The following is a 22,815-nucleotide window of genomic DNA, read 5'->3' as shown; positions in this document are numbered from 1 at the left end:
AAGCTCGCTGGGGCGCTGACGCCCGTTAATGAGGAAGCGATTGCGGCGTTTCCGCCCGCCAAGCCAGCCAACACAGCGCCAAAGCAGCAAGGTTGGTCGACAGCGGATTGAACGCCTGCAGCAGTAGATGGGGACTGAATAGCATCACATCAAGCAGCAGCCCGGCTAACAGCAAACCCGCGAGCAGCAACGGCCAGCGCTGACGCCGCCAAAGAAGCAACAAACCCAGAATGATTTCCGCCAGACCAGCGATGCGCGCCACCCATTCGGGAGCCGGCAGGTTGTGGACTTGGATCATCGCCAGCTCATCAGGGCTTAACCAGAGAATCTTCGGTACCAGGCCGTGCCAGATAAACACCAGCGCCAAGGCGATACGCGCGAGCCAGGCAATCTGCTGTAGACGGGGATCAGTCATGCAAGAAGCGCCGGGCATGATCGGCGGTTGGTATTAGGCAACTGTTGTAACGACCGAATAGCCGATAGCGATTGAGCGCAATACGGTCATAGCACCAGTCACGTGCAGGCCGAGGGATCAGCCGCAGCCAGGCCAGCCAGCGCCATGGTTTAGGCAATTGCGCGACGATGCGCAGCACCGCATCCGAACGCAACAGCATCTGGCCATTCTCGATCAACGCCATGGTATCGAAACGATCGGTGGGCAAACCGCCCCAAGCCAGTAGCGCCTGGCCCTCGGCCGACTGCACCGAGGCCAGGCGAAAGCGCTGCTCAGCATCATGACGAATCAGAAACTTCGCCCAGCCGTTGCACAGTTTGCACACCCCGTCGAACAGCACCACACGTTCGCCAGGTTGGATAAGGGGTGGAAGTGTTTGTGCTTGCTCCTGCATGCCCAACTCCTTCTGCCTGGCCTTTAAGCGGCCGGGATACGGTAATGACCGGTAATTTTAAAACTGAAGAGAATGTCCTCTTCCTGGGTGCCGCGGCCGATATTGTGCAGCACCAGGGGCACGCCGCTGCCGGCCTGACGGTCGCTGATAATGCCGATATGGGTCAGGCCGCCGCCGAGATCCCAGGTGACGATATCACCAGGCCGATAGCGCTCGGCATCCTGGCCAAGCGGCAGCGCCCAGCCCTGGCGTTTAAACCAGGTCATTAAGTTCGGCACACGGCGGTGGTCGATATTGCTGTCGGGCCGGCTTAGCGCCCAGTTCTTGGGATAGAGGCGAAAGTTCGCGCGCATGTCCTGATGCACGGCCTGCTGCAAGTCGAGCCCCTGTTCGCGCAGGGCGCGGATCACTACATCGGTGCACACGCCTGTATTTAGCGGTACATCGCCATTGGGGTAACTCAGGCGGCGATAGGCGGGGTCATAACTCAAAGTCACGCCGACCTGCTCGCGGGCCGCTGTAACCAGGACATCAGCTTGCAGCGCCCAGGCCTGGGCGCTTAGCAACATAGCCAATGCAAACAGCAGAATTGCCCGCATCACGCCTCCTTGATCGCCCAGCTGCTACTTGCCCACGGTATAGAGCAGCTCTTCCTTATAACCGGCCCACACACGCACGGCATCGGGAAAGGCATCATCCAGCGCAACATCACCACTGTCGACCAGCAGCGGGCGGCCTTCAAGCGTACCGAGCTTACGCTTGGTGGCGACTACCCGCAGGTTATCCAGGCCAATCGCGCGCAACACCCGTGGGCTGATCTGCTGGTTGCCGCGACCGATGATATGGCCCTGCCCGCCAATGGCGGTGACCAACAGACGCGCTGGATGGCCATCAACCAGCTCGAACAGCTGCGCCTCGGTTACATCGCAGGCCAGCAGCTGGCCGTTTTCGACCACATCGACGCCGAGCAAGGTGGTCTGCATACCGAGGTTCTGCGCCAGACCATACAGGGTCGAACCCGGGCCGAAGACATAACGCACATCGGTTTCCCAGCTTTCCTGCAGCCAGTCGGCCAGATCATTCAGCACCAGCTCTTCGGACTCCACGCCGCCCTGTTTGACCTGCTGCACATAGCCGCCTTCCTGCGGCACCGTCAGTTCGCCGTACCAGCGTGCGGTTACGCGCCCCTCACGCAGAGCGCTTTCATCAATATCGCGCACTTCACCGCTGCTCAGGCGCACCAGACCGCCTTCGATCAGCCGCGCAGTCAACTCACCGGCTGCACGCGGGCTGATGGCATAGACCCCGGACTGAATCTTCACCCCGGCCGGAATCCCCAGCACAGGTTGGCCTTCGCGCACAGCGGCGCAGATATCCCGCGCCGTACCATCGCCACCAGCGAACAGAATCAGCGCCACGCCAGCATTCTGCAGCAGCTCAACTGCCTGACGGGTATCGGCTGCGCTGCTGGGGCCGGCGCCCAATTCACCAACCACACGGTGAGCAAAACCCATCTCGCTCAGCAGATCGGCGCCCATAACGCCGGGAAAGGTGACGAATTCCAGGCGCTCGCGTAGCGGCAACAGCACCTCAAGGGCAGTTTGCGTACGCAGTGCCGACTTGGCCTCAACGCCCAAAGCAAAGGCCTGCTCGGCCATGCCATCACTGCCCTTGAACCCCGCCGGGCCGCCCAGGCCGGCCAATGGGTTGATGATCAAGCCAATATGGAAAAGCCCCATAACACCCTCTGATTCAATACCTGCCAGCTCAATACCTGCCGGCCCTGGCACAGTGCCTGCAATGGCTAACTTGCCCTGTGTCTTGCGGCGGTTTTCTGCCGTCGCAGTTGTCATAGCGCCTTCATCTAACACTCATAAAATCGCGCTAACCGATGAGGAGACAAGCCATGCACAGCCAACAACAGAATTCGCAAAAAACCACGACAATGCCGATTGGTGGCTTTGTCATCGACGCCCAGGGCCGTGAAATCCCGATCACCGAAGAGATGATCCAACAGGCCTGCAACGCGTTGGAAAAAGCTCAACAGCAAACCACCAAGCGTAAATAAGTTTCCCGCCAGGGCAGCATTCGCTGCCCTTCGCTACAGCCGATTCAACTTCGCACCTAACGCCTGCACCAGGCTGGCCAACGCCGGTGCATCTCCCTTTACGCATACTTCCAACCCGTCGATCTCCCGGCGCATCGGGTAGTGCTTGCGCAGCCCGTCAAAAGCCGCACGCCGGGTTACCGCATCGCCCAGTAGGCTGCGGCGAAAATCCGCATCATCGCGGCGCGGGTCATACACGGCGCGGCAGATACTGGCCAGGGCCCAGGCCGGATCAGCGCTGGGGTCGATAGTCAAATCACTCAGCCACGGCGCGGGCATCAGCTGCGCCAGCTCGGTAATAGGCTCAACGCCTAGGTGCTGACACAGCGCCTGATAGATCTGCGCCGTGCCGCGCAGCTTGCCGTCCAGGCTGTAGCCGGCAATATGCGGCGTGGCGATGCGGCACAAGGCAGCCAGCTCGACATCGGCCTGTGGCTCGCCTTCCCAGACATCCAGCACCACCTGCAGATCGCTGCGCTGGGGCAGCAACTCGCGCAAGGCCTGGTTATCCACCACCGCGCCACGGCTGGCGTTGATCAGCCAGCTGCCTGGCTTGAGTGCGGCCAAGCGTGCGTGATCGAACAGGTGATAAGTCGGGTGCTCACCCAGACGTTCCAGCGGCGTATGCAAGCTGATCACATCGCACTCGGCTAGCACCTGCTGCAGACTGACGAAATCGCCGCCCTCATCGGCCTGACGCGGCGGATCGCAGACCAGCACACGCCAGCCCAGACCTCGCAGCACCTTAAGCAGACGGCTGCCTACCTGCCCCGCACCAACCACCCCATAGGTGCGCGTAGCCAGATCAACACCCTGCTGCTCAGCCAATACCAGCAGGCTGCCCAGCACATAGTCGACCACACCGCGGGCATTGCAGCCCGGCGCGCTAGCCCAAGTGATGCCGGCCTGTTGGAAATAGTCGAGGTCCAGGTGATCAGTGCCGATGGTGCAGGTGCCGACAAACTTCACTGCCGAGCCGTCTAGCAGCGCGCGATCAACCTGGGTCACCGAGCGCACCAGCAACAGGTCAGCATCGGCGACAGCAGCCGCATCGATACTGCGGCCGGGCAGGCGACGAATTTCGCCAAAACCGGCAAAGAATTCGTCAAGCAGGGGGATATTTTCATCAGCAACGATGCGCATGGCTGTGCTCCATAAATCAGGCCGGCATTCTAACCTGCCTGCACTGCTTGGCTACGCTGAGTAGAGCAATGCGCCCGTTGTGCTGAAACACTGTGCAACAAGGTTTCCTGACCAAGCCGTCAGGGCGTAGACTGCACGGTTTCCTGATACCAGCTGGATACTACTTTTCATGCTTGCCCAAACCCGCTTGCAACGCGCCAGCACCGAGTTCTACAACCTGCTGAAGCTCGCAACGCCGATCATCATTGCCCAGTTGGCCAATACTGCCATGGGCTTCGTCGATACCGTGATGGCCGGCCGGGTCAGCCCGCAGGATCTGGCCGCGGTGGCGCTGGGCAACTCGATCTGGGTGCCGGTATTTCTGCTGATGACCGGCATTCTGCTGGCCACCACGCCCAAGGTTGCGCAGCGCTTTGGCGCAGGTGCGCATACCGAGATCGGCCCGTTAGTTCGTCAGGCGCTGTGGTTGGCTCTGGCGGTGGGCATCGCGGCGGCGGTGATTTTGTGGAACGCAGAAATCGTCCTCAGCCTGATGAACGTCGACCCGGCGCTGATCGAACCCGCCATGGGCTACCTGCGTGCTGTGGCCTGCGGTTTTCCGGCTGTGGCGCTGTACCACGTGCTGCGTTGCTTCAGTGACGGCCTCGGGCATACCCGGCCGAGCATGGTCATCGGCCTGTGCGGCCTGGCGCTGAATATCCCGCTCAATTACATCTTTATCTACGGCAAGCTCGGCCTGCCGGCCATGGGCGGCGTCGGCTGCGGTTGGGCCACCGGCCTGGTGATGGGCTTTATGTTCCTGAGCATGCTCTGGTGGGTGAAATGGGCGCCGTTCTATCAGGCGAGCAAAATCTTCAACCACTTCGAATGGCCGCAGTGGCCGGTGCACAAACGCCTGCTCTCGGTCGGCTTGCCGATCGGCATCTCGGTATTCGCCGAATCGAGCATTTTCGCGGTAATTGCTCTGCTGATCGGCGGCCTGGGCGCCACCGTGGTGGCCGGGCACCAGATCGCCCTGAACTTCAGCTCCATGGTGTTTATGATCCCCTATTCCTTGGGCATGGCCGCCACCGTGCGCGTCGGCCAGGCGCTGGGCCGTGGCGAGCCGCGTGAAGCGCGCTTTGCTGCCGGGGTGAGCATGGCGGCGGCATTGGGTTACGCCTGCCTGTCGGCCAGCCTGATGCTGCTATTGCGCGAAGAGATTGCGCAGATCTATACCCCAGACGGTGCAGTAATTGCGGTAGCCACCACGCTGCTGGTTTATTCGGCGCTGTTCCAGTTCTCCGATGCCATTCAGGTGACGGCTGCCGGCGCACTGCGCGGTTATCAGGATACCCGCGTCACCATGATCCTGACCCTGTTCGCCTATTGGGGCATCGGCTTGCCGGTGGGTTATGCGCTCGGCCTGACCGACTGGTTCGGCGAGCCCAGTGGTCCCAGTGGGCTCTGGCAGGGTCTGGTGGTCGGCCTGACCTGCGCTGGCGGCATGCTCGCCGTGCGCTTGGCCGGCAGCGCGCGCAAACGCATTCGAGCCGCTAAGATGGCCTGATGAACGCCCGCCTGCTGCTTCTAATCACTGCGCTTTGTCTATGCGCCTGTACGCCCGCCGATGACGGCCTAGCGCTGCAGGCTGATTACCTGCAGCGATTAAGCAATGCTCTGGATGTCGAACCGGCAACCGCCTTCGACTCCAGCGAACTGACCCGTTACCGCCTACCCGCTCGGCGCGAACGACTGATAGAAATTGCCGAACTGCGCATCAGCCTGCTGGACCTGTTGGTCGATGTGCGTCGCTGCCCCGCCCTGCAACAGCAGATCAGCCAGCGCAACAACAGCCTCGGTAAACAGCTCACACCCAGCAGCCGCCTGGCTTACGAAGGCGATCTGCTGCGCGCCCTGGACGCCTGCAGCGAACACCTGCGCAGCCAGGACCAGCAACCCCTGCGCAATACCCTTGAACAACTGGCGCAAGAAAAACGTGCGCAGCTGCCCGGCGTATTCTGGAATGCCCTGAATGCCAGCCCGGAGGTCGAGCGCTACCTGCGCTTTGCCGAACAGCCGCTGCCGCCAAATGCAGGCGAGGATAACGCGGCGCTGGATGCTCTAACGCAGCTGGCCGCCATCGGCAGCGCGCTGCCTGATGCGTTGCCGCCGAGTGCCGAGCAGCTGGATCCGCTGTTCTTCGCCCTGCATGCCAGCGACCAGGGCGGCCAGTTGATCAGCAGCCTGGCCAGCCTGACCCACAGCCTCAACCAAGGCAGCGCCATGCTGCAAAGCCGCCAACAGGGCCGGCCGCTCTGCCCCACGGGCAAGGCCACGGAACGTGCGCGCACCCTACAGAACATCTTCGTCAAGTATTACGCCGGTGGCCTGCAGCCCTACCTAGCGCTCGTGGATCAACGCGGCCAAGCCTGGAGCAGCAGCCTACGCAGCCTCAGCGGCGTTGCGCAGATACCCCCAGCGACGCGGGAATACCTGCAGCAATTGAGCAGTGACGAGGCGTCGTTATGGGCGGACTTTCAACAGGCCACCGCACGGCATGTGCGCAGTTGGCAGGACGTGCTGAACAGCTGCGGCCTGGCGCCCGGTCAATCGGGATGGACGGGCCAAGCTGACAGCGTCGACCAGTAGGCTTCGGACAATAATTCACGCCCCGCCAGCAGGTGGGCCAGGTAATCAGCGCTGGGCAACAGCCCTTCTTCACGAAAGACCGGGTTGGCGATATACACCCAGGCCGGCTGCACGCCGTGGGCCGCGACAATCGGCAGGCATTCGCGGCTGTAATAGATCGGCGTACCTTCGAAGTGATCCAGCTTGGCGATCTCACCAGCGTCGGCCAGGCGATACAGCACACCTTCCACCCGCCCCTCGCGCTGATGACGGATATTGGCGTAGGCCCGCCCCGGCGCCCGATCCGCCGCCCGCTTGTTAAAGCACAGGCTGTAACCGGGAAGATGACCCGGCAGTGCCTCCAGCACCACCATGCCGCGCGCCTGCATGCGTGCCAGGTTCATATTCGAGCCGTAGGCGAAGTACCACTGCATCAGTCGAGTTTCTTGCGAATTAAGTACAGGTAGGTCGCGCCCTCTTCTGCCTGCTCCACCAGTTCATGGCCAAGAAACACGCAGAATTTTGGAATGTCGCGACGGGTCGAGGGGTCAGTGGCAATCACCTTGAGCAGGCCGCCTGCCTGCAGGTCGCGCACCTTGTTGTGCAGCATCATTACCGGCTCGGGGCAATTGAGCCCAGTGGCGTCAAGGGTGGCATCGGGAATGGCGGTGGTTTGCAAAGACATCGGCTGGCTCCAGTAGCAGGCCGCTATTCTCGCGCAAAGCTGACCCAAAGGTCATCTAGCGCCTGATGGAAAACGCCTGTGTAGCGCGATTGGCCCGACAACAGGTCAACACAACCTTGGATGGGCAGGCAGCCACGCCCTGATCAGGCAGGCTGCGCAGCGTCCACCATTCCAATAAGAGCCATTCATGCGCCTTGCCCTTCTACTTGCCACCCTGCTGCTCAGCGGCTGCGCCGCCCGTGATCAACTGCCTGACTTCAGCGTCACCGCGCAGCAGGATCTACCAGCCACCCACTTTGATGCAGTGATCCATGGCCGCGATGGCACACGGCTGTCGGCCACCGTATTCCAGCCTGCACTGAAGGCTGGCGAGCAGGCTCCGGTCATCGTGCACACCCACGGCTGGGGCGGCTGGCGCGTCACCCGGCCGAACGGCTTCTACGGCACGCAGATGATGTCCGGTCGCGCCGCAGTGAAAGCCTGGCAGGCTGGCTATTGGGTAATCAGCTACGACCAGCGCGGCTGGGGCGGCAGCGAGGGCGATATCGAGATGATGGACCCCGACTATGAAGTGCAAGATGCCCTTGCAGTGATCGACTGGGCCGCCGCCAACCTGCCACGCCTGAGCATGGACGGACCGAATGACCCCAAGGTCGGTATGCTCGGCGAAAGCTACGGCGGCGCAGTGCAGCTGCTTGCGTCAGCTACGGACCCGCGCATCGACGCGATTGTGCCGATAGCCACCTGGTACGACCTAAGCGAAGCCCTGGCCCCGGACAGCCACCTGAAAATCGGCTGGACAAGCGTGCTGCTCAGCTTGGGCCTGTCCACCGGCTATGACCTGGGCAAGTTCGTCCAAGCACCCTACCTGAAAAGCGCTGATGGCCGTATGCGCGAACCGGTGCGCGACGAACTCAAAGCCCACAGCTTGACCAGCTACTGCGCACGAGGTCAGCGCCCACAAGCCGATGCCTTGCTGATCCAAGGCATGCGCGACACCCTGTTCCCGCTCAACCAGGGCCTGGCGATTCGGGATTGCCTGCAACAAGGCGCCCGTGATGTGCGCCTGCTCGGCATGCAGGGCGGGCATATTCTGCCGCCACCGATGCAACGCTGGAGCGGCCTGCCGCCGTTCAATAACGAGGCGGTGCTGAACTGTGACGGTCGGGCGATCAACCTCTACCAGAGCATCATCAGTTGGTACGAAGACAAGCTGCGCGGGCGCACAGGCGTGGCAGCGAGCATTCCCGATTTCTGCGTCAGTCTCGATCTGGATCAGGGCGTGGACCTGCAACAACTGCCGGCCAATCAACGAATCGAACTGCCGGCCACCGCAATTCGGCCATTTAGCAGCGGGCTGCTGCAACCGGCGCGCTTTATCCCGTTGCAACAGGTGCAGACGAGCAGCGCGCTGGTTGGCGTGCCACGCGTGCATCTGGAAAACGCTGAAGGAATGCCGACACTGTTTGCCGCCCTGGTGGTCCAGCGTGCCGACGGCAGCAGTGCAGTGCTCAGTGAACAGGTCACCCCGCTCAACGGGCAAGCCAGCACAGAACTGGCTGCCGTCAGCGCGCAGCTACAAGCGGGCGACACCTTGGGCCTGCGCATCAGTGGCTTTAGCGGCCAATACCTGTTCAACGGTTCCTGGCAGCTCTCCAGCAGCACGCTGCAAGGCAGCGTCGAGTGGCCGCAGTTGCTGCCATTGCAGCCGCAACTGGCCAGGCACTGAGGGGTTATTTACCTAAGCGGCGCAGGTGACAAGTGACTTCTTCGCGGTCGTGATAAAGCTGCTTGCAGGCGATCGACACCTTGATCTTGCGTGCAGCAAAGCCATCTTCAAGGCGCTGCAGCAAGCGACGCACCTCGGCGTAGCGCTGCTTCATCGGCAGCTTGAGGTTAACCACCGCTTCCCGGCAATGGCCGTCGCCGATCCAGGTTTCCACCATCGCCGCAGTACGCGCCGGTTTTTCGACGATATCGCAGACCATCCAGTCCACCGGCTGCTTAGGCGTCCAGGTGAAGCCATCGACCATCAAGTGGTTGACCAGCCCTGTGTCCATCAAGCTTTCCGCCATTGGCCCGTTATCAATGGCCGTCACCAGCATGCCGCGCTTGACCAGCTGATAGGTCCAGCCGCCGGGTGCCGCACCGAGGTCAACCCCGGTCATCTCATCGGACAGGCGCTCATCCCATTGCTCGCGGGGGATAAAGGTGTGCCAGGCCTCTTCCAGCTTGAGCGTCGAACGGCTCGGCGCCTCGCGGGGGAATTTCAGCCGGGGAATGCCCATCGGCCAGATCGCCGAGTTATTCGTCTCAGCCATGCCAACAAATACTTCGCGGCCGCTTTTAAAGGTCAGCAGCAGACGCGGCTTGTGTGCATCCTCGACCAGCTTGCCGGCCTTGGTCAGGGCGTTGCGCAGCGGCGCCTCGAACTTCTTGCAGAAATTCGACAGCTCCTTGCCATCGTTGGTGTCCAGCACTTCCAGCCACAGGCTGCCAAATACCGGAAAATCTGCCAGATGGCCGAGCAGCACGCTGATCCGGTCCAGCTCTGGCAGGTTGATAAACACCCCGCGTGCCCACTGCCGCGGGAAGATCAACTGATTGAAGCGCACCCCACGCATCAGGCGCTCGGCACCGTCCTCCTCGGTGCAGATAAATTCCGCGCAGGCGGTACTCGGCTTGGCCTTGGCATAACCGGCAACGTCCAGACGCGCGGCGTGCTCGGCGATTTCCGCGCACACCTCATTTTCAAAACCCGGACGGCAGTGCAACAACAACGTATTCATCAGCGACTCTCCTCAAGGCGCGCATCATAGCCGAGTCACCCGCCTGTGCTTGCTTTGCATCGGCCTTTTCCTGATCTGCAGGTTAGACTTACGCCACTGCGCAAGGCTCTAGAGCCTGCCAACCGCTCATCGGCCGCCCCAGCAAAACAACGTGTCACACGGCCACAACCTGTCCCTTGTCGGTTACGCCTGGATTCACGGGCTAAACTTCCGCCAGCAACGGCCGAAGTACCGGTAACGTTTAAAGGAATAAAAAACGCCATGCGCAATAATCAACCTATTACTCAGCGCGAGCGCACCTTCCCCGCGCAGCAACGACTGATTTCCACCACCGACTTCAAAGGCCAGATCAGCTACTGCAATGACGCCTTTGTCGAGATCAGTGGCTTTAGCCGCGATGAGCTGATTCGTGCGCCACACAACCTGGTGCGCCACCCGGACGTGCCTGCAGCGGTGTTCCAGCATATGTGGGACACCCTGAAAAAAGGCCGGCCGTGGATGGGTATCGTCAAGAACCGCTGCAAGAACGGTGACCACTATTGGGTCAATGCCTACGTCACGCCGGTGACAGAGAGCAACCAAGTGGTGGGCTATGAGTCAGTTCGGGTCAAACCAACGGCCGAGCAGATCCGCCGGGCCGAGGCGTTATACCAGCGCATCAACAGCGGCAAATCAGCCATTCCCGGCAGTGATCGCTGGCTGCCAATCGTGCAGGACTGGCTGCCATTTATTCTGGTCAGCCAGATCGGCTTCCTGATCGGTGCCTGGCTCGACTCCAGCTGGGGATTTGCCCTGGCAGCGGCGCTCTCGGTGCCGCTCGGCTTGGCCGGCTTGAACTGGCAACAGCGTGGCCTTAAACGCCTGCTGCGCCTGGCCGACCAGACCACCTCCGACCCGCTGATTGCACAAATGTACACCGACAGCCGCGGCGCCCAGGGCCGCCTGGAAATGTCCATCCTCAGCCAGGAAGCGCGCCTGAAAACCTGCCTGACGCGCTTGCAGGACACCGCCGAACAGCTCACCCAGCAAGCCAAGCAGGCCGACACCCTGGCGCACAACAGCTCCGCCGGGCTTGAGCGTCAGCGCAGCGAAACCGACCAGGTGGCCACTGCGATCAATGAAATGGCCGCCACCACCCTGGAAGTGGCGAGCAACGTCGCCCGTACCGCAATCGCCACCCAGGATGCCAACCGCCTGACCAGCGCCGGTCGTGGCATTGCCGCAGAAACCCGCGCAGCCATTCAGCGCCTATCGCAATCGGTGGGTGATACCGGTGAAACAGTGACCCGCCTGGCCCAGGACAGCACTGAAATCGGCGGTGTGGTCGATGTGATCAAAGGCATTGCCGACCAGACCAACCTGCTCGCCCTCAACGCCGCCATCGAAGCAGCGCGTGCTGGCGAAATGGGCCGAGGCTTTGCCGTGGTGGCCGATGAAGTGCGCTCACTGGCGCAGCGGACCGCCGAATCTACCGGGCAGATTCACCAGTTGATCGCCAAGCTGCAGCGCACCGCCGAAGAGGCGGTGCTGACCATGGAAATCGGCCGCAAACAGGCTGACGAAGGGGTTGAACGTGTGCAGCAGGCCGATGAGGCTCTGGCCGGCATCAGCGACGCGGTGGCCAATATCACCGACATGGCCAACCAAATTGCCGCCGCTGCCGAAGAGCAGAGCGCGGTGGCTGATGAGGTCAACCGCAGCATCACCACCATCGCCCAATTGGCCGACAAGACCGCCGGTGAAGCACATGACACTGCCCTGCTCAGCGAAGCCCTGACGGCCACAGCACACGGTCAGTACGCGCTGGTAGAACGCTTCAACCGTTAAGGTGTAACCGCGCACTGCCTCGCAGTGCGCGGTCCTCCCCGTTTACAAGTTCTGGTAGCGGTTCATATCCAGCACGCCAGCTTCCAGCGGTTCGGTTTGCTGGATATACGCCGACATATCGTGGAAGTAGCGCCAGAACTCCGGATGCGTACGGCGAATCCCCCAACGCTCGACGACTTTTTCGAAGGCCGCTGCGTCACGCGCCTGCTCCAGCGCCGTGATAAATTCCGCTGCCTGCTCCACCCGCACATTGAAGATAAAGTTCGGGTAACTGCTGAGCACGCCCGGATACACTGTCAGGGTATCCAGTGCCGGCTGGTAGCGCAGTTCCTCACCGAGCATAAAGGCCACATTCGTGTGCGCACGATTGCGCAGCAGGCTGTACACCTCACGCTGGCCATCGGCCATTTCCACCCGCAGCAAGGTAGCCTCTGGCAGTTGCTCGATCACCTTGAGGGTGCCCGCAGGTTTTGCCGTCAACCGACTCAGAGACTGCTCAGCGCGCTGTAATTCGGCATCCAGCCCAGAGCGATGACAATACGCACCCGTGCAGCGGTTGATCGGGTCGGGCCGGGCATTCAGGCTGCCGTAGCGCTCCAGCAGCGTTTCGACAAAGCTGCGTTTAGGGTCGCTGCCGGGCAAGCGCAGGGCGCTCGGGCTTTCGCTGTCGATGGCCTGGTAATCCAGCCAGATCTTCAGTTTGCCGCTGCTCTGGTACCAGTCGCTTAGGTAGCCCTGCCGCGACTCGGCTGGCATCAAGCGCAGAAAGTTGACCTCGGCGCCGTTGCGGATCAAATCGAAGTACAGCCGCGTTTGCGCCTGGTGCGACACGTTGCCGAACACATCGAAATTCACCACCAACTGGTAATAGGTACGCTCCAGCAGCGGGAAATCCAGCCACCAAATGGTTTGCGGCACTTCGCCAATCAGGCCTTTGCGCACTGACGCACTGTCGTGCTGGCGAAAAATCGACAGCAGTGCGTTGTCGTTACCGGCCCAGATATGCGACCAACTGGGCGCTGGCGCATCGGCGTAGCGCTGCATACGCAGCGCTTCATACTGATTGCGCTTGTCGCGGTAAGTCCGCCATAGACCGAGCGTGTCGCCGATGCTGTCCAGTTGACCCGGCATGGCCAACAACTCCTTGGCCTCCTCACGGTACTCAGGGTCAGTGATATAGAGGTCATGCTGCGGGTCCTGGAACACCGCCCAGAAATTATCGCGAATCACGTCTGTGGCAATCTGTCCGCGGCACACCGGACCGCGAATAAAGGTGCGCACAAAGTATTCAGCGTTATCCAGCATAAATTGATAACGCGCCTGGGCCGGAATCGCCGCAAAGGTCTCAAATGGGTTGGCACGGCGCTGCAGGCCATAACCTGGCACCGCGTCCGCCTGCCAATCGCTGTCAAAGAACAGCTCGTTGACCCGCTTCAACTTGGCGGCACTGAGGCCATAGGTGATGTGGGTCTTATGCACAATCACGCCCTGAACGGGGATCAGGCGGTAGTAGAACTCAGTGCCGGGGTCATCATTGGGCAGACGTGTGGCAATGATGTCCGCAGGTTTACCTGTGGGCGTGCGTGAACGCACCATCTGGAAGAAATGCCCCGGCTCACCGCCGGCGAAATGCAGATGGGCCAGAAACAGGTGCTCGTAGAGCCAGCGTGACACCAATGCTTCGCGGGCGCCTGGGGCGTTCATAAACGCTTCCCAGCTGGCGATTTGCTCTGCCTCCGCAGCACTGGCCTGCAGCGCCTGCTCATCTACCGGTGCACCCTGCGCCAGCCAAGCCTGCAGCGTCTGGTAGTCGGCATCACTCAGCCCGGTCACTGCGAACGGCATGCCGGCTTGCGGATTTTTCCGAGCAAACGCCTCAAACTCCTCAGGAAGCGGACATTGGTTGACCCGGTTGATGCCGATATTCAGCTGCGCCGGTAATTTGCTGTTGGCAGCAAACGGCTGCTGATGACCCAGTTCCAGCATGCGGGCCATCAACGCGGCCTGACTGCCCTGCTGATCCAGCACAGACACAAAGTCCTTGCGCCGCCACGCGGCCTCACCGTGGGCATCAACAAACAGCCGCGTAGTGGCCTGGGCCTGGGTGCGCGTGCCGTTGTACACCGCCGCCTTGCTGGCACCGCGCTGCACGCCTTCGCCACTGCCTAAATTGAGCTGGCAGGCCGCGTCGTAGCAGGCATGGCAAGCCACACAGTGCTGAGTAAAGATCGGTTGAACATCACGGCTATAGGAAATGGGTTCTGCCGCTTGTAATGAGCCAATGAACAACAAACACACAGCGAGCATTAAGCGGCAGACCATGGAAACGTCTCTAAAATGGCTTAAATGGCGATTCTAGCTGGCCCAGGGTCACCTAGGCCAACCCGTAAACATGAGCAAGATTCATGTAAAAGCACAGCCCACTGCAAAAGCACGCAGCTTTGCTATCATCGCCGCCTTTGTTTCCGCTCCCCAGGTAGTTCCCCATGTCTGATCGCACCGCCCGCCTCCACGCTCTGCAGAAGGCTCTTTCCGAGCGCATCCTGATTCTCGACGGCGGCATGGGTACCATGATCCAGAGCTATAAGCTGGAGGAAGCCGATTACCGTGGCGAACGCTTTGCCGACTGGCCGCAGGATGTCAAAGGCAACAACGACCTGCTGATCTTGAGCCGCCCGGACGTGATCGGCGCCATCGAAAAAGCCTACCTGGATGCCGGCGCCGACATCCTCGAAACCAACACCTTCAACGCCACCCAGGTGTCGCAGGCCGACTACGGCATGGAAAGCCTGGTGTATGAGCTGAACGTAGAGGGTGCGCGCCTCGCCCGCAGTGTGGCCGATGCCAAAACCCTGGAAACGCCGGATCGTCCGCGTTTCGTCGCAGGTGTGCTGGGCCCAACCAGCCGCACCTGCTCGATTTCCCCGGATGTGAACAACCCTGGCTACCGCAACGTCACCTTCGACGAACTGGTGGAAAACTACGTGGAAGCCACCCGCGGCCTGATCGAAGGCGGCGCGGACATGATCCTGATCGAAACCATCTTCGACACCCTTAACGCCAAGGCGGCGATCTTCGCCGTGCAGGAAGTCTTCGAGCAGCAAGGCTTCGAGCTGCCGATCATGATTTCCGGCACCATCACTGACGCCTCCGGCCGCACCCTGTCCGGGCAGACCACCGAAGCCTTCTGGAACTCGGTGCGGCACGCCAAGCCGATTTCCGTGGGCTTGAACTGCGCCCTTGGTGCCAGTGACCTGCGCCCGTACCTGGAAGAGCTGGCCAACAAGGCTGACACCTTTGTCTCCGCGCACCCCAACGCCGGTCTGCCGAATGCCTTTGGTGAATACGACGAAACCCCCGCGGAAATGGCCGTGGTGGTGGAAGAGTTTGCCGCCTCGGGCTTTTTGAACATTGTCGGCGGCTGCTGCGGCACCACGCCGGCGCATATCCAGGCGATTGCCGAAGCGGTGAGCAAATACCCGCCGCGCGCCATCCCGGATATTCCCAAGGCCTGTCGCCTGTCGGGTTTGGAGCCGTTCACCATCGACCGCAACTCGCTGTTTATCAACGTCGGCGAGCGCACCAATATCACCGGCTCGGCCAAGTTCGCCCGGCTGATCCGCGAGGACAACTACACCGAAGCCCTGGAAGTCGCCCTGCAGCAGGTGGAAGCCGGCGCCCAGGTGATCGACATCAACATGGACGAGGGCATGCTCGATTCACAGAAGGCCATGGTCACCTTCTTGAATCTGATCGCCGGCGAGCCGGACATCTCCCGCGTACCGATCATGATCGACTCCTCCAAGTGGGAAGTCATCGAAGCCGGCCTGAAGTGCATTCAGGGCAAAGGCATCGTCAACTCGATTTCGATGAAGGAAGGCGTCGAGCAGTTCAAGCACCACGCCAAGCTGTGCAAGCGCTACGGCGCCGCCGTGGTGGTGATGGCCTTCGACGAAGCCGGCCAGGCCGATACCGCTGCGCGCAAGCGTGAAATTTGCCAGCGCAGCTACAACATTCTGGTCAACGACGTGGGCTTCCCGCCGGAAGACATCATCTTCGACCCGAACATCTTCGCCGTGGCCACTGGCATCGACGAGCACAACAATTACGCGGTCGACTTTATCGAGGCCTGCGCTTACATCCGTGACCATCTGCCCTATGCATTGAGCTCAGGCGGCGTGTCCAACGTGTCGTTCTCCTTCCGAGGCAACAACCCGGTGCGTGAAGCCATTCACTCGGTGTTCCTCTACTACGCGATCCAGAACGGCCTGACGATGGGCATCGTCAACGCCGGTCAGCTGGAAATCTACGACGAGATTCCCAAAGAGCTGCGCGACGCAGTAGAAGACGTGGTGCTCAACCGTCACGACGGCGCCACCGAAGCGTTGCTGGCCATCGCCGACAACTACAAGGGCGACGGCAGCGTCAAAGAGGCCGAAACCGAAGAGTGGCGTAACCTGAGCGTTGAAGAGCGACTCAAGCACGCGCTGGTCAAAGGCGTGACCACACACATCGTCGAAGACACCGAAGAGTTCCGTCAGCAGTGCGCGCGCCCCATCGAAGTCATCGAAGGCCCGTTGATGGCCGGGATGAACGTGGTCGGCGACCTGTTCGGCGCCGGCAAGATGTTCCTGCCGCAGGTGGTCAAATCCGCCCGCGTGATGAAGCAGGCCGTGGCGCACCTGATTCCGTTTATCGAGGCCGAAAAAGGCGACAAGCCGGAAGCCAAGGGCAAGATCCTCATGGCCACAGTCAAAGGCGACGTGCACGACATCGGCAAGAACATCGTCGGCGTGGTGCTCGGCTGCAACGGCTACGACATCGTCGACCTGGGGGTGATGGTGCCGGCGGAGAAAATCCTGCAGACCGCCATCGCCGAGAAGTGCGACATCATCGGTCTGTCCGGCCTGATCACCCCGTCGCTGGATGAGATGGTGCATGTCGCCCGCGAAATGCAGCGCCAGGGCTTCACACTGCCGCTGATGATCGGCGGCGCGACCACCTCGAAAGCCCACACGGCCGTGAAAATCGAGCCCAAGTACCAGAACGATGCGGTGGTTTACGTCACCGACGCCTCGCGGGCGGTCGGCGTGGCCACCCAGTTGCTGTCCAAGGAGCTGAAGGCTGACTTTGTCGAGCGCACCCGCCTGGACTACATCGAAGTACGCGAGCGCACCGCCAACCGCAGCGCCCGTACCGAACGCCTGAGCTACGCCAAGTCTGTGGAAAACAAGCCCAAGTTCGACTGGGCCAACTATCAGCCGAGCGTGCCGACGTTCACCGGTGTGAAGGTGCTCGACAATATCGACCTGAATGTTCTGGCTGAGTACATCGACTGGACGCCGTTCTTTATTTCCTGGGACCTGGCCGGCAAGTTCCCGCGCATCCTCACCGATGAAGTGGTCGGTGAAGCCGCCACCGCGCTGTACGCCGACGCCAAGGAAATGCTGAAAAAACTGATCGACGAAAAGCTGATCAGTGCCCGCGCCGTGTTCGGCTTCTGGCCCGCCAATCAGGTGAACGATGACGATCTAGACGTCTACGCCGACAACGGCGAGAAGCTGGCCACCCTGCACCACCTGCGCCAGCAGACCATCAAACCGGACGGCAAACCGAACTACTCACTGGCCGACTTCGTCGCGCCGAAAGACAGTGGTGTCACCGACTATGTAGGCGGCTTTATCACCACCGCCGGCATCGGCGCCGAGGAAGTGGCCAAGGCCTACCAAGACGCCGGCGACGACTACAACTCGATCATGGTCAAAGCCCTGGCCGACCGCCTGGCTGAAGCCTGCGCTGAGTGGCTGCACAAAGAGGTGCGCACGAACTACTGGGGCTACGACCCCGAAGAAGCGCTCTCCAACGACGAGCTGATCAAGGAAGCCTACAAAGGCATCCGCCCTGCTCCCGGCTACCCGGCCTGCCCGGACCACACCGAGAAAAAGACCCTGTTCACCCTGCTCGACCCGGCGGCCGAATTCAACAAGGCCGGCGCCAGCGGTGTGTTCCTCACCGAGCACTACGCCATGTTCCCGGCGGCTGCGGTATCCGGCTGGTACTTCGCTCATCCGCAGGCGCAGTACTTTGCCGTCGGCAAAATCGACAAGGATCAGGTGGAAAGCTATACCGCACGTAAAAAGCAGGACTTGAACGTCAGCGAGCGCTGGCTGGCGCCCAACCTCGGCTACGACAACTAAGCAAGCCCCATAAAAAAGCCGCCTTAACAGGCGGCTTTTTTGTCACAACGGAATGCTTACTGCTGCAATTCCTGCTCGGTAAACATATCGCTAAACAACATGCTCGACAGGTAGCGCTCACCGGAGTCCGGCAGGATCACCACGATGGTTTTGCCCTGCATGCCGGGTTCGGCGGCGATACGCAGGGCGGCCGCCATGGCCGCGCCGCAGGAGATGCCACAGAGGATGCCCTCTTCGCGCATCAGGCGCAGGGCTACAGCCTTGGCGTCGTCATCCGTCACCAGTTCAACACGGTCGACCATGGCCAAGTCGAGGTTGCCAGGAACAAAACCGGCGCCGATACCTTGGATCTTGTGCGGGCTGGGTTTGACTTCATCACCCGCGATAGTCTGGGTGATCACCGGCGAGCCAATCGGCTCGACCGCTACCGACAGAATCGGCTTGCCCTGGGTCTTTTTGATGTAGCGCGAAATACCGGTTATGGTGCCGCCGGTACCGACGCCAGCAACCAGCACGTCAATCGCGCCATCGGTGTCGTTCCAGATTTCCGGGCCAGTGGTCTTTTCATGGATCGCCGGGTTGGCCGGGTTGTTGAACTGCTGCGGCATAAAGTAGGTGGCACTGTCAGAGGCAGCAATTTCAGCGGCCTTCTCGATAGCGCCCTTCATGCCCTTGGCCGGCTCGGTCAGCACCAGCTCAGCACCCAAGGCCTTGAGTACCTTGCGCCGCTCCAGGCTCATCGAAGCTGGCATGGTCAGCAGCAGCTTGTAGCCACGCGCCGCCGCCACAAAGGCCAGACCGATGCCGGTATTGCCCGAGGTTGGCTCGACAATCGTCATGCCTGGTTTGAGCACGCCGCGCTCCTCGGCATCCCAGATCATGCTAGCGCCAATGCGGCACTTTACCGAGTAGGCGGGGTTACGCCCTTCGATCTTGGCCAGAATGGTTACGCCCTCTGGGCCCAAACGATTGATCCGAACCAGCGGGGTATTACCGATGGCTTGTGCGTTATCTGCAAAGATGCGGCTCATGGCGAGGTCCTTGTTCATGCATTACCGAGTAAGCTCCCAAGCCTAAGGCCCGTTCGTGTGGCAGTCCAGCCATGTACACAGCTCGGCGGAAACCTATTGTGATTGGATAAGTCTGTTTCTGTATGAGAAAGCGCTACGCACTGCCCCTTTGGACTCTGCTCACCCTGGCCATCGCACTGCTGGCACTGCATATCGCCCTGCCCTTGCTGCTGCGTGACTACCTCAATGAACGCCTGGCCAATATGGGCGATTATCGCGGGCAGATCAGCGACATCGACCTGGCGTTATGGCGCGGGGCTTACCAGATCAACGGCCTGAATATCGTCAAGCTCAATGGCCAGGTACCAGTGCCGCTGCTCGAAGCACCGGTCATCGACCTGGCCGTCAGCTGGCGCGAGTTATGGAATAACCGATCGATAGTCGCCGAAGTAGCCTTCGAGCGGCCGCAGCTGACCTTTGTTGACGGTGGTAACGCCGCCAATTCACAGACCGGTGAAGGCGTCGACTGGCGCGCCCAACTCAGGGGCCTGCTGCCGATTCATATCAACGAAATCCGCGTAATCGATGGCACCCTGGCCTTTCGCAACTTCACCGCCAAGCCGCCGGTCGACCTGCAGGCCAGCGAGATCAATGGCAGCATCCTCAACCTGAGCAACGTCAGCGTCGCAGACAATACGCGTCCCGCCAGCCTGCAGGCCACCGCCAAGGTGTTCGAGCAAGCCCCTGTGCAAGCCAGTGCCAATTTCGACCCGCTCGGCCAGCTGGACGACTTCGATCTGCGCCTGCGCATCACCGATATCCAGCTCAAGCAGCTCAACAGCTTTACCCGCGCCTATGCCGACTTCGACTTTGCCGCAGGCCAAGGCGACTTCGTCATGGAGCTGGATGCCCGCCAAGGCAAGCTCAAGGGTTATGCCAAACCGCTGCTGCGCAACATGGAAGTCTTCGACTGGCAGCAGGATGTCGCGGCCAAAGACAAGAACCTGCTCACCGGCGCCTGGGAAGCCCTGGTCGGTGGCGGCAGCTGGCTGCTGAAAAACCAGCGTAAAGACCAGTTCGCCACTCGGGTGAACATTGAAGGTGACCTCAAAACCTATGACATCAGCCGCTGGCAGGCGTTTAAAGCGATCCTGCGCAACGCCTTTGTACGCGCCTTCAGCAGCCGCTTTGATAACCAGGAACAGCAACAGTAGCCAGGTGACCCGCCATTCAGTGACTGAATAGCCCGTCTACGTTCACAGTCACCGGGACTGCGCGTTATAGTCCACTTTTCAAATACTGAACCCGCGGGTATGGCCCTGCGCGTTACCGTTCGAGGATTTACCGATGAAGTTCGAAGGCACCCAGTCCTACGTCGCCACCGACGACCTCAAGCTCGCGGTTAATGCCGCCATCACCCTGGAGCGCCCATTGCTGGTCAAGGGTGAGCCGGGCACAGGTAAAACCATGCTGGCCGAACAACTGGCCGAGTCCTTTGGTGCGCGCCTGATCACCTGGCACATCAAGTCCACCACCAAGGCTCACCAGGGCCTGTACGAGTACGACGCGGTCAGCCGCCTGCGCGACTCGCAACTGGACAGCGACAAAGTCCACGACGTGCGCAACTACATCAAGAAGGGCAAGCTGTGGGAAGCCTTTGAGTCGGAGGATCGGGTCATCCTGCTGATCGACGAAATCGACAAGGCCGACATCGAGTTCCCCAACGACCTGCTGCAAGAACTCGACAAGATGGAGTTCTACGTTTACGAGACTGACGAGACCATCAAGGCGACTAAACGCCCGATCATCATCATCACCTCGAACAACGAAAAAGAACTGCCGGACGCCTTCCTGCGCCGCTGTTTCTTCCACTACATCGCCTTCCCGGATCGCGCGACCCTGCAGAAGATCGTCGATGTGCACTACCCCAACATCAAGAAGGACCTGGTCGCCGAGGCGCTGGACGTGTTCTTCGACGTGCGCAAAGTGCCGGGCCTAAAGAAAAAACCGTCCACCAGCGAACTGGTCGACTGGCTGAAACTGCTGATGGCCGACAATATCGGCGAAGCCGTGCTGCGCGAGCGCGACCCCACCAAGGCCATCCCGCCTCTGGCCGGTGCTTTGGTAAAGAACGAGCAGGATGTGCAACTGCTTGAGCGCCTGGCCTTTATGAGCCGCCGTGCCAATCGTTAAATAATCGGGCTGCTGCGCGCCTATCGGACGCGCTATCCACGCGGTATAGGGCTAGCGAGCTAGAGCCGGGCAAGGTGAAACCGAGCTAATCCGCGTAGCGTACTCCAGTACGTGAGCATGTGAAGCGAGGTTTCAACGCCGCAGGCCGACGCGCAGCAGCCCGACCAGAATCAACACATGAGGGTGCAGCCATGCTGCTCAACCTGTTTAACGAAATGCGCGCCGCCAAGGTGCCGGTGTCGGTGCGTGAGCTGCTCGACCTGATCAACGCGTTGAAACACAACGTGGTGTTCGCCGATATGGACGAGTTCTATTTCCTCTCGCGCACCATCCTGGTCAAGGACGAGCGGCATTTCGACAAGTTCGACCGCGCGTTCGGGGCCTACTTCAAGGGCCTGGAAAACCTTAATCAGCACATCGAGGCACTGATCCCCGATGAGTGGCTGCGCAAGGAGTTCGAACGCTCGCTGACCGACGAGGAGCGCGCCAAGATCGAGTCCCTCGGCGGCCTGGACAAGCTGATCGAGGAATTCAAGAAGCGCCTCGAAGAGCAGAAAGAACGCCACGAAGGCGGCAACAAGTGGATCGGCACTGGCGGCACCAGCCCATTCGGCTCCGGCGGCTTCAACCCGGAAGGTATCCGCGTGGGTGACGCCGGCAAGCGTCAGGGCAAAGCGGTCAAGGTCTGGGATCAGCGCGAGTACAAGAACCTCGACGATCAGGTCGAGCTGGGTACGCGTAATATCAAGGTGGCCCTGCGCCGCCTACGCAAGTTTGCGCGCCAGGGTGCTGAAGACGAACTTGACCTGAGCGGCACCATCGACCACACCGCCAAAGACGGCGGCCTGCTGAATATCCAGATGCGCCCGGAACGGCGCAATGCGGTGAAATTGCTGATCCTGTTCGACATCGGCGGCTCGATGGACGCCCACGTCAAGGTCTGTGAGGAGCTGTTTTCCGCCTGCAAAACCGAGTTCAAGCATATGGAGTATTTCTACTTCCATAACTGCGTGTACGAGTCGGTGTGGAAGAACAACCTGCGTCGCACCTCTGAGCGCTTCTCTACCCAGGACCTGCTGCACAAATACGGCGCGGATTACAAAGTGGTGTTCGTTGGCGATGCAGCCATGGCCCCTTATGAAATCACCCAGGCCGGCGGCAGCGTCGAGCACTGGAACGAGGAGCCGGGTTACGTCTGGATCAAGCGCTTTATGGAGAAGTACAAAAAGCTTATCTGGATCAACCCCTACCCCAAGGACACATGGAGCTACACAGCCTCGACCAACATCATGCGCGAGCTGTTGGAAGACCAGATGTACCCTCTAACCCTGCAGGGCTTAGAAGACGGGATGAAGTTTCTTTCCAAGTAAACCAAACGGGCCCAGCAGGGCCCGTTGTTCTTTAAG

At 60.8% G+C, this 22,815-nt stretch carries 19 protein-coding genes; 9 read left to right on the top strand and 10 right to left on the bottom strand.

What is annotated here, in order from left to right:
* Positions 1-25: 25 nt before the first annotated feature.
* From BLO50_RS12600 to BLO50_RS12585, 4 genes are read right to left on the bottom strand one after another with little or no spacing between them, the layout of a single operon-like run.
* Positions 26-415, bottom strand: coding sequence for a DoxX-like family protein (locus tag BLO50_RS12600; protein WP_090253240.1), 390 nt, complete (start codon positions 413-415; stop codon positions 26-28).
* Positions 408-848 carry a thiol-disulfide oxidoreductase DCC family protein gene (locus BLO50_RS12595; protein WP_090253238.1) on the bottom strand — a complete coding sequence of 147 codons (441 nt, stop codon included), beginning with the start codon at positions 846-848 and terminating at the stop codon, positions 408-410. The genes BLO50_RS12600 and BLO50_RS12595 overlap by 8 nt, the downstream gene beginning before the upstream one ends.
* A 23-nt stretch (positions 849-871) precedes the next feature.
* A complete protein-coding gene (locus BLO50_RS12590) occupies positions 872-1,447 on the bottom strand; it encodes a DUF1287 domain-containing protein (RefSeq protein ID WP_090253235.1) in 576 nt (191 codons plus the stop codon).
* Positions 1,448-1,471: 24 nt separating this feature from the next.
* Entirely contained in the window at positions 1,472-2,587 is a 1,116-nt protein-coding gene (locus BLO50_RS12585; RefSeq protein WP_090254107.1) for an ATP-NAD kinase family protein, read from the bottom strand.
* A gap of 152 nt (positions 2,588-2,739) precedes the next feature.
* Here BLO50_RS12585 and BLO50_RS21835 point away from each other — a divergent pair, with 152 nt between their 5' ends.
* Positions 2,740-2,916 (top strand): PA1571 family protein, encoded by a 177-nt coding sequence (locus BLO50_RS21835; protein ID WP_338110971.1) that lies wholly within the window; start codon positions 2,740-2,742, stop codon positions 2,914-2,916.
* Between the two features lie 33 nt (positions 2,917-2,949).
* Here BLO50_RS21835 and pdxB read toward each other — a convergent pair whose 3' ends face one another.
* On the bottom strand, positions 2,950-4,098 hold the full coding sequence (pdxB, locus tag BLO50_RS12580; protein ID WP_090253231.1) for a 4-phosphoerythronate dehydrogenase PdxB: 1,149 nt from the start codon (positions 4,096-4,098) through the stop codon (positions 2,950-2,952).
* Positions 4,099-4,267: 169 nt separating this feature from the next.
* Here pdxB and BLO50_RS12575 point away from each other — a divergent pair, with 169 nt between their 5' ends.
* Positions 4,268-5,647 (top strand): MATE family efflux transporter, encoded by a 1,380-nt coding sequence (locus BLO50_RS12575; protein ID WP_090253227.1) that lies wholly within the window; start codon positions 4,268-4,270, stop codon positions 5,645-5,647.
* The gene (locus BLO50_RS12570; RefSeq protein ID WP_090253225.1) at positions 5,647-6,729 is read left to right on the top strand and encodes a DUF3080 family protein; all 1,083 of its coding nucleotides are present in this window, start codon (positions 5,647-5,649) and stop codon (positions 6,727-6,729) included. Before BLO50_RS12575 ends, BLO50_RS12570 begins: the two co-directional genes overlap by 1 nt.
* Here BLO50_RS12570 and BLO50_RS12565 read toward each other — a convergent pair.
* Both BLO50_RS12565 and tusA read right to left on the bottom strand, forming a co-directional pair.
* Positions 6,687-7,142: a gamma-glutamylcyclotransferase family protein gene (locus BLO50_RS12565; protein ID WP_090253223.1), complete on the bottom strand. Its 456-nt coding sequence runs from the start codon at positions 7,140-7,142 to the stop codon at positions 6,687-6,689. The two genes, BLO50_RS12570 and BLO50_RS12565, sit on opposite strands and share 43 nt — an antisense overlap.
* The gene (gene tusA / locus BLO50_RS12560) at positions 7,142-7,393 is read right to left on the bottom strand and encodes a sulfurtransferase TusA (RefSeq protein ID WP_090253220.1); all 252 of its coding nucleotides are present in this window, start codon (positions 7,391-7,393) and stop codon (positions 7,142-7,144) included. The genes BLO50_RS12565 and tusA overlap by 1 nt, the downstream gene beginning before the upstream one ends.
* A gap of 187 nt (positions 7,394-7,580) precedes the next feature.
* Here tusA and BLO50_RS12555 point away from each other — a divergent pair, with 187 nt between their 5' ends.
* Entirely contained in the window at positions 7,581-9,122 is a 1,542-nt protein-coding gene (locus tag BLO50_RS12555; protein WP_090253217.1) for a CocE/NonD family hydrolase, read from the top strand.
* A 4-nt stretch (positions 9,123-9,126) separates the two neighbouring features.
* Here the strand turns inward: BLO50_RS12555 and rlmM are convergent, their stop codons facing one another.
* On the bottom strand, positions 9,127-10,182 hold the full coding sequence (gene rlmM, locus BLO50_RS12550; protein ID WP_090253214.1) for a 23S rRNA (cytidine(2498)-2'-O)-methyltransferase RlmM: 1,056 nt from the start codon (positions 10,180-10,182) through the stop codon (positions 9,127-9,129).
* Positions 10,183-10,443: 261 nt separating this feature from the next.
* On the opposite strand from rlmM, the gene BLO50_RS12545 reads away from it, so the two are divergent.
* Entirely contained in the window at positions 10,444-12,009 is a 1,566-nt protein-coding gene (locus BLO50_RS12545; protein WP_090253212.1) for a methyl-accepting chemotaxis protein, read from the top strand.
* 42 nt (positions 12,010-12,051) lie between these two features.
* Here the strand turns inward: BLO50_RS12545 and BLO50_RS12540 are convergent, their stop codons facing one another.
* Positions 12,052-14,316, bottom strand: coding sequence for a fatty acid cis/trans isomerase (locus BLO50_RS12540; protein ID WP_420875466.1), 2,265 nt, complete (start codon positions 14,314-14,316; stop codon positions 12,052-12,054).
* Between the two features lie 179 nt (positions 14,317-14,495).
* Between BLO50_RS12540 and metH the strand changes: the two genes are divergently transcribed.
* Positions 14,496-18,206, top strand: a complete 3,711-nt coding sequence (gene metH / locus BLO50_RS12535; RefSeq protein ID WP_090253207.1) for a methionine synthase — start codon at positions 14,496-14,498, stop codon at positions 18,204-18,206.
* Positions 18,207-18,262: 56 nt separating this feature from the next.
* Here metH and cysK read toward each other — a convergent pair whose 3' ends face one another.
* Positions 18,263-19,237 carry a cysteine synthase A gene (cysK, locus tag BLO50_RS12530; protein ID WP_090253204.1) on the bottom strand — a complete coding sequence of 325 codons (975 nt, stop codon included), beginning with the start codon at positions 19,235-19,237 and terminating at the stop codon, positions 18,263-18,265.
* Positions 19,238-19,359: 122 nt separating this feature from the next.
* On the opposite strand from cysK, the gene BLO50_RS12525 reads away from it, so the two are divergent.
* From BLO50_RS12525 to BLO50_RS12515, 3 genes are all read left to right on the top strand, one after another.
* Entirely contained in the window at positions 19,360-20,430 is a 1,071-nt protein-coding gene (locus BLO50_RS12525) for a DUF748 domain-containing protein (RefSeq protein ID WP_090253203.1), read from the top strand.
* Positions 20,431-20,563: 133 nt separating this feature from the next.
* Positions 20,564-21,409: an AAA family ATPase gene (locus tag BLO50_RS12520; RefSeq protein ID WP_090253199.1), complete on the top strand. Its 846-nt coding sequence runs from the start codon at positions 20,564-20,566 to the stop codon at positions 21,407-21,409.
* A gap of 191 nt (positions 21,410-21,600) precedes the next feature.
* Complete coding sequence (locus BLO50_RS12515) at positions 21,601-22,779, top strand: vWA domain-containing protein (protein WP_090253197.1); 1,179 nt, start codon at positions 21,601-21,603, stop codon at positions 22,777-22,779.
* Positions 22,780-22,815 lie beyond the last annotated feature (36 nt).

The sequence above is a fragment of the Pseudomonas peli genome, assembly GCF_900099645.1.
Classification (GTDB): domain Bacteria; phylum Pseudomonadota; class Gammaproteobacteria; order Pseudomonadales; family Pseudomonadaceae; genus Aquipseudomonas; species Aquipseudomonas peli.
Note: the sequence above shows the minus strand (reverse complement) of the source record. Positions and strands in the feature narration are given on the sequence as shown.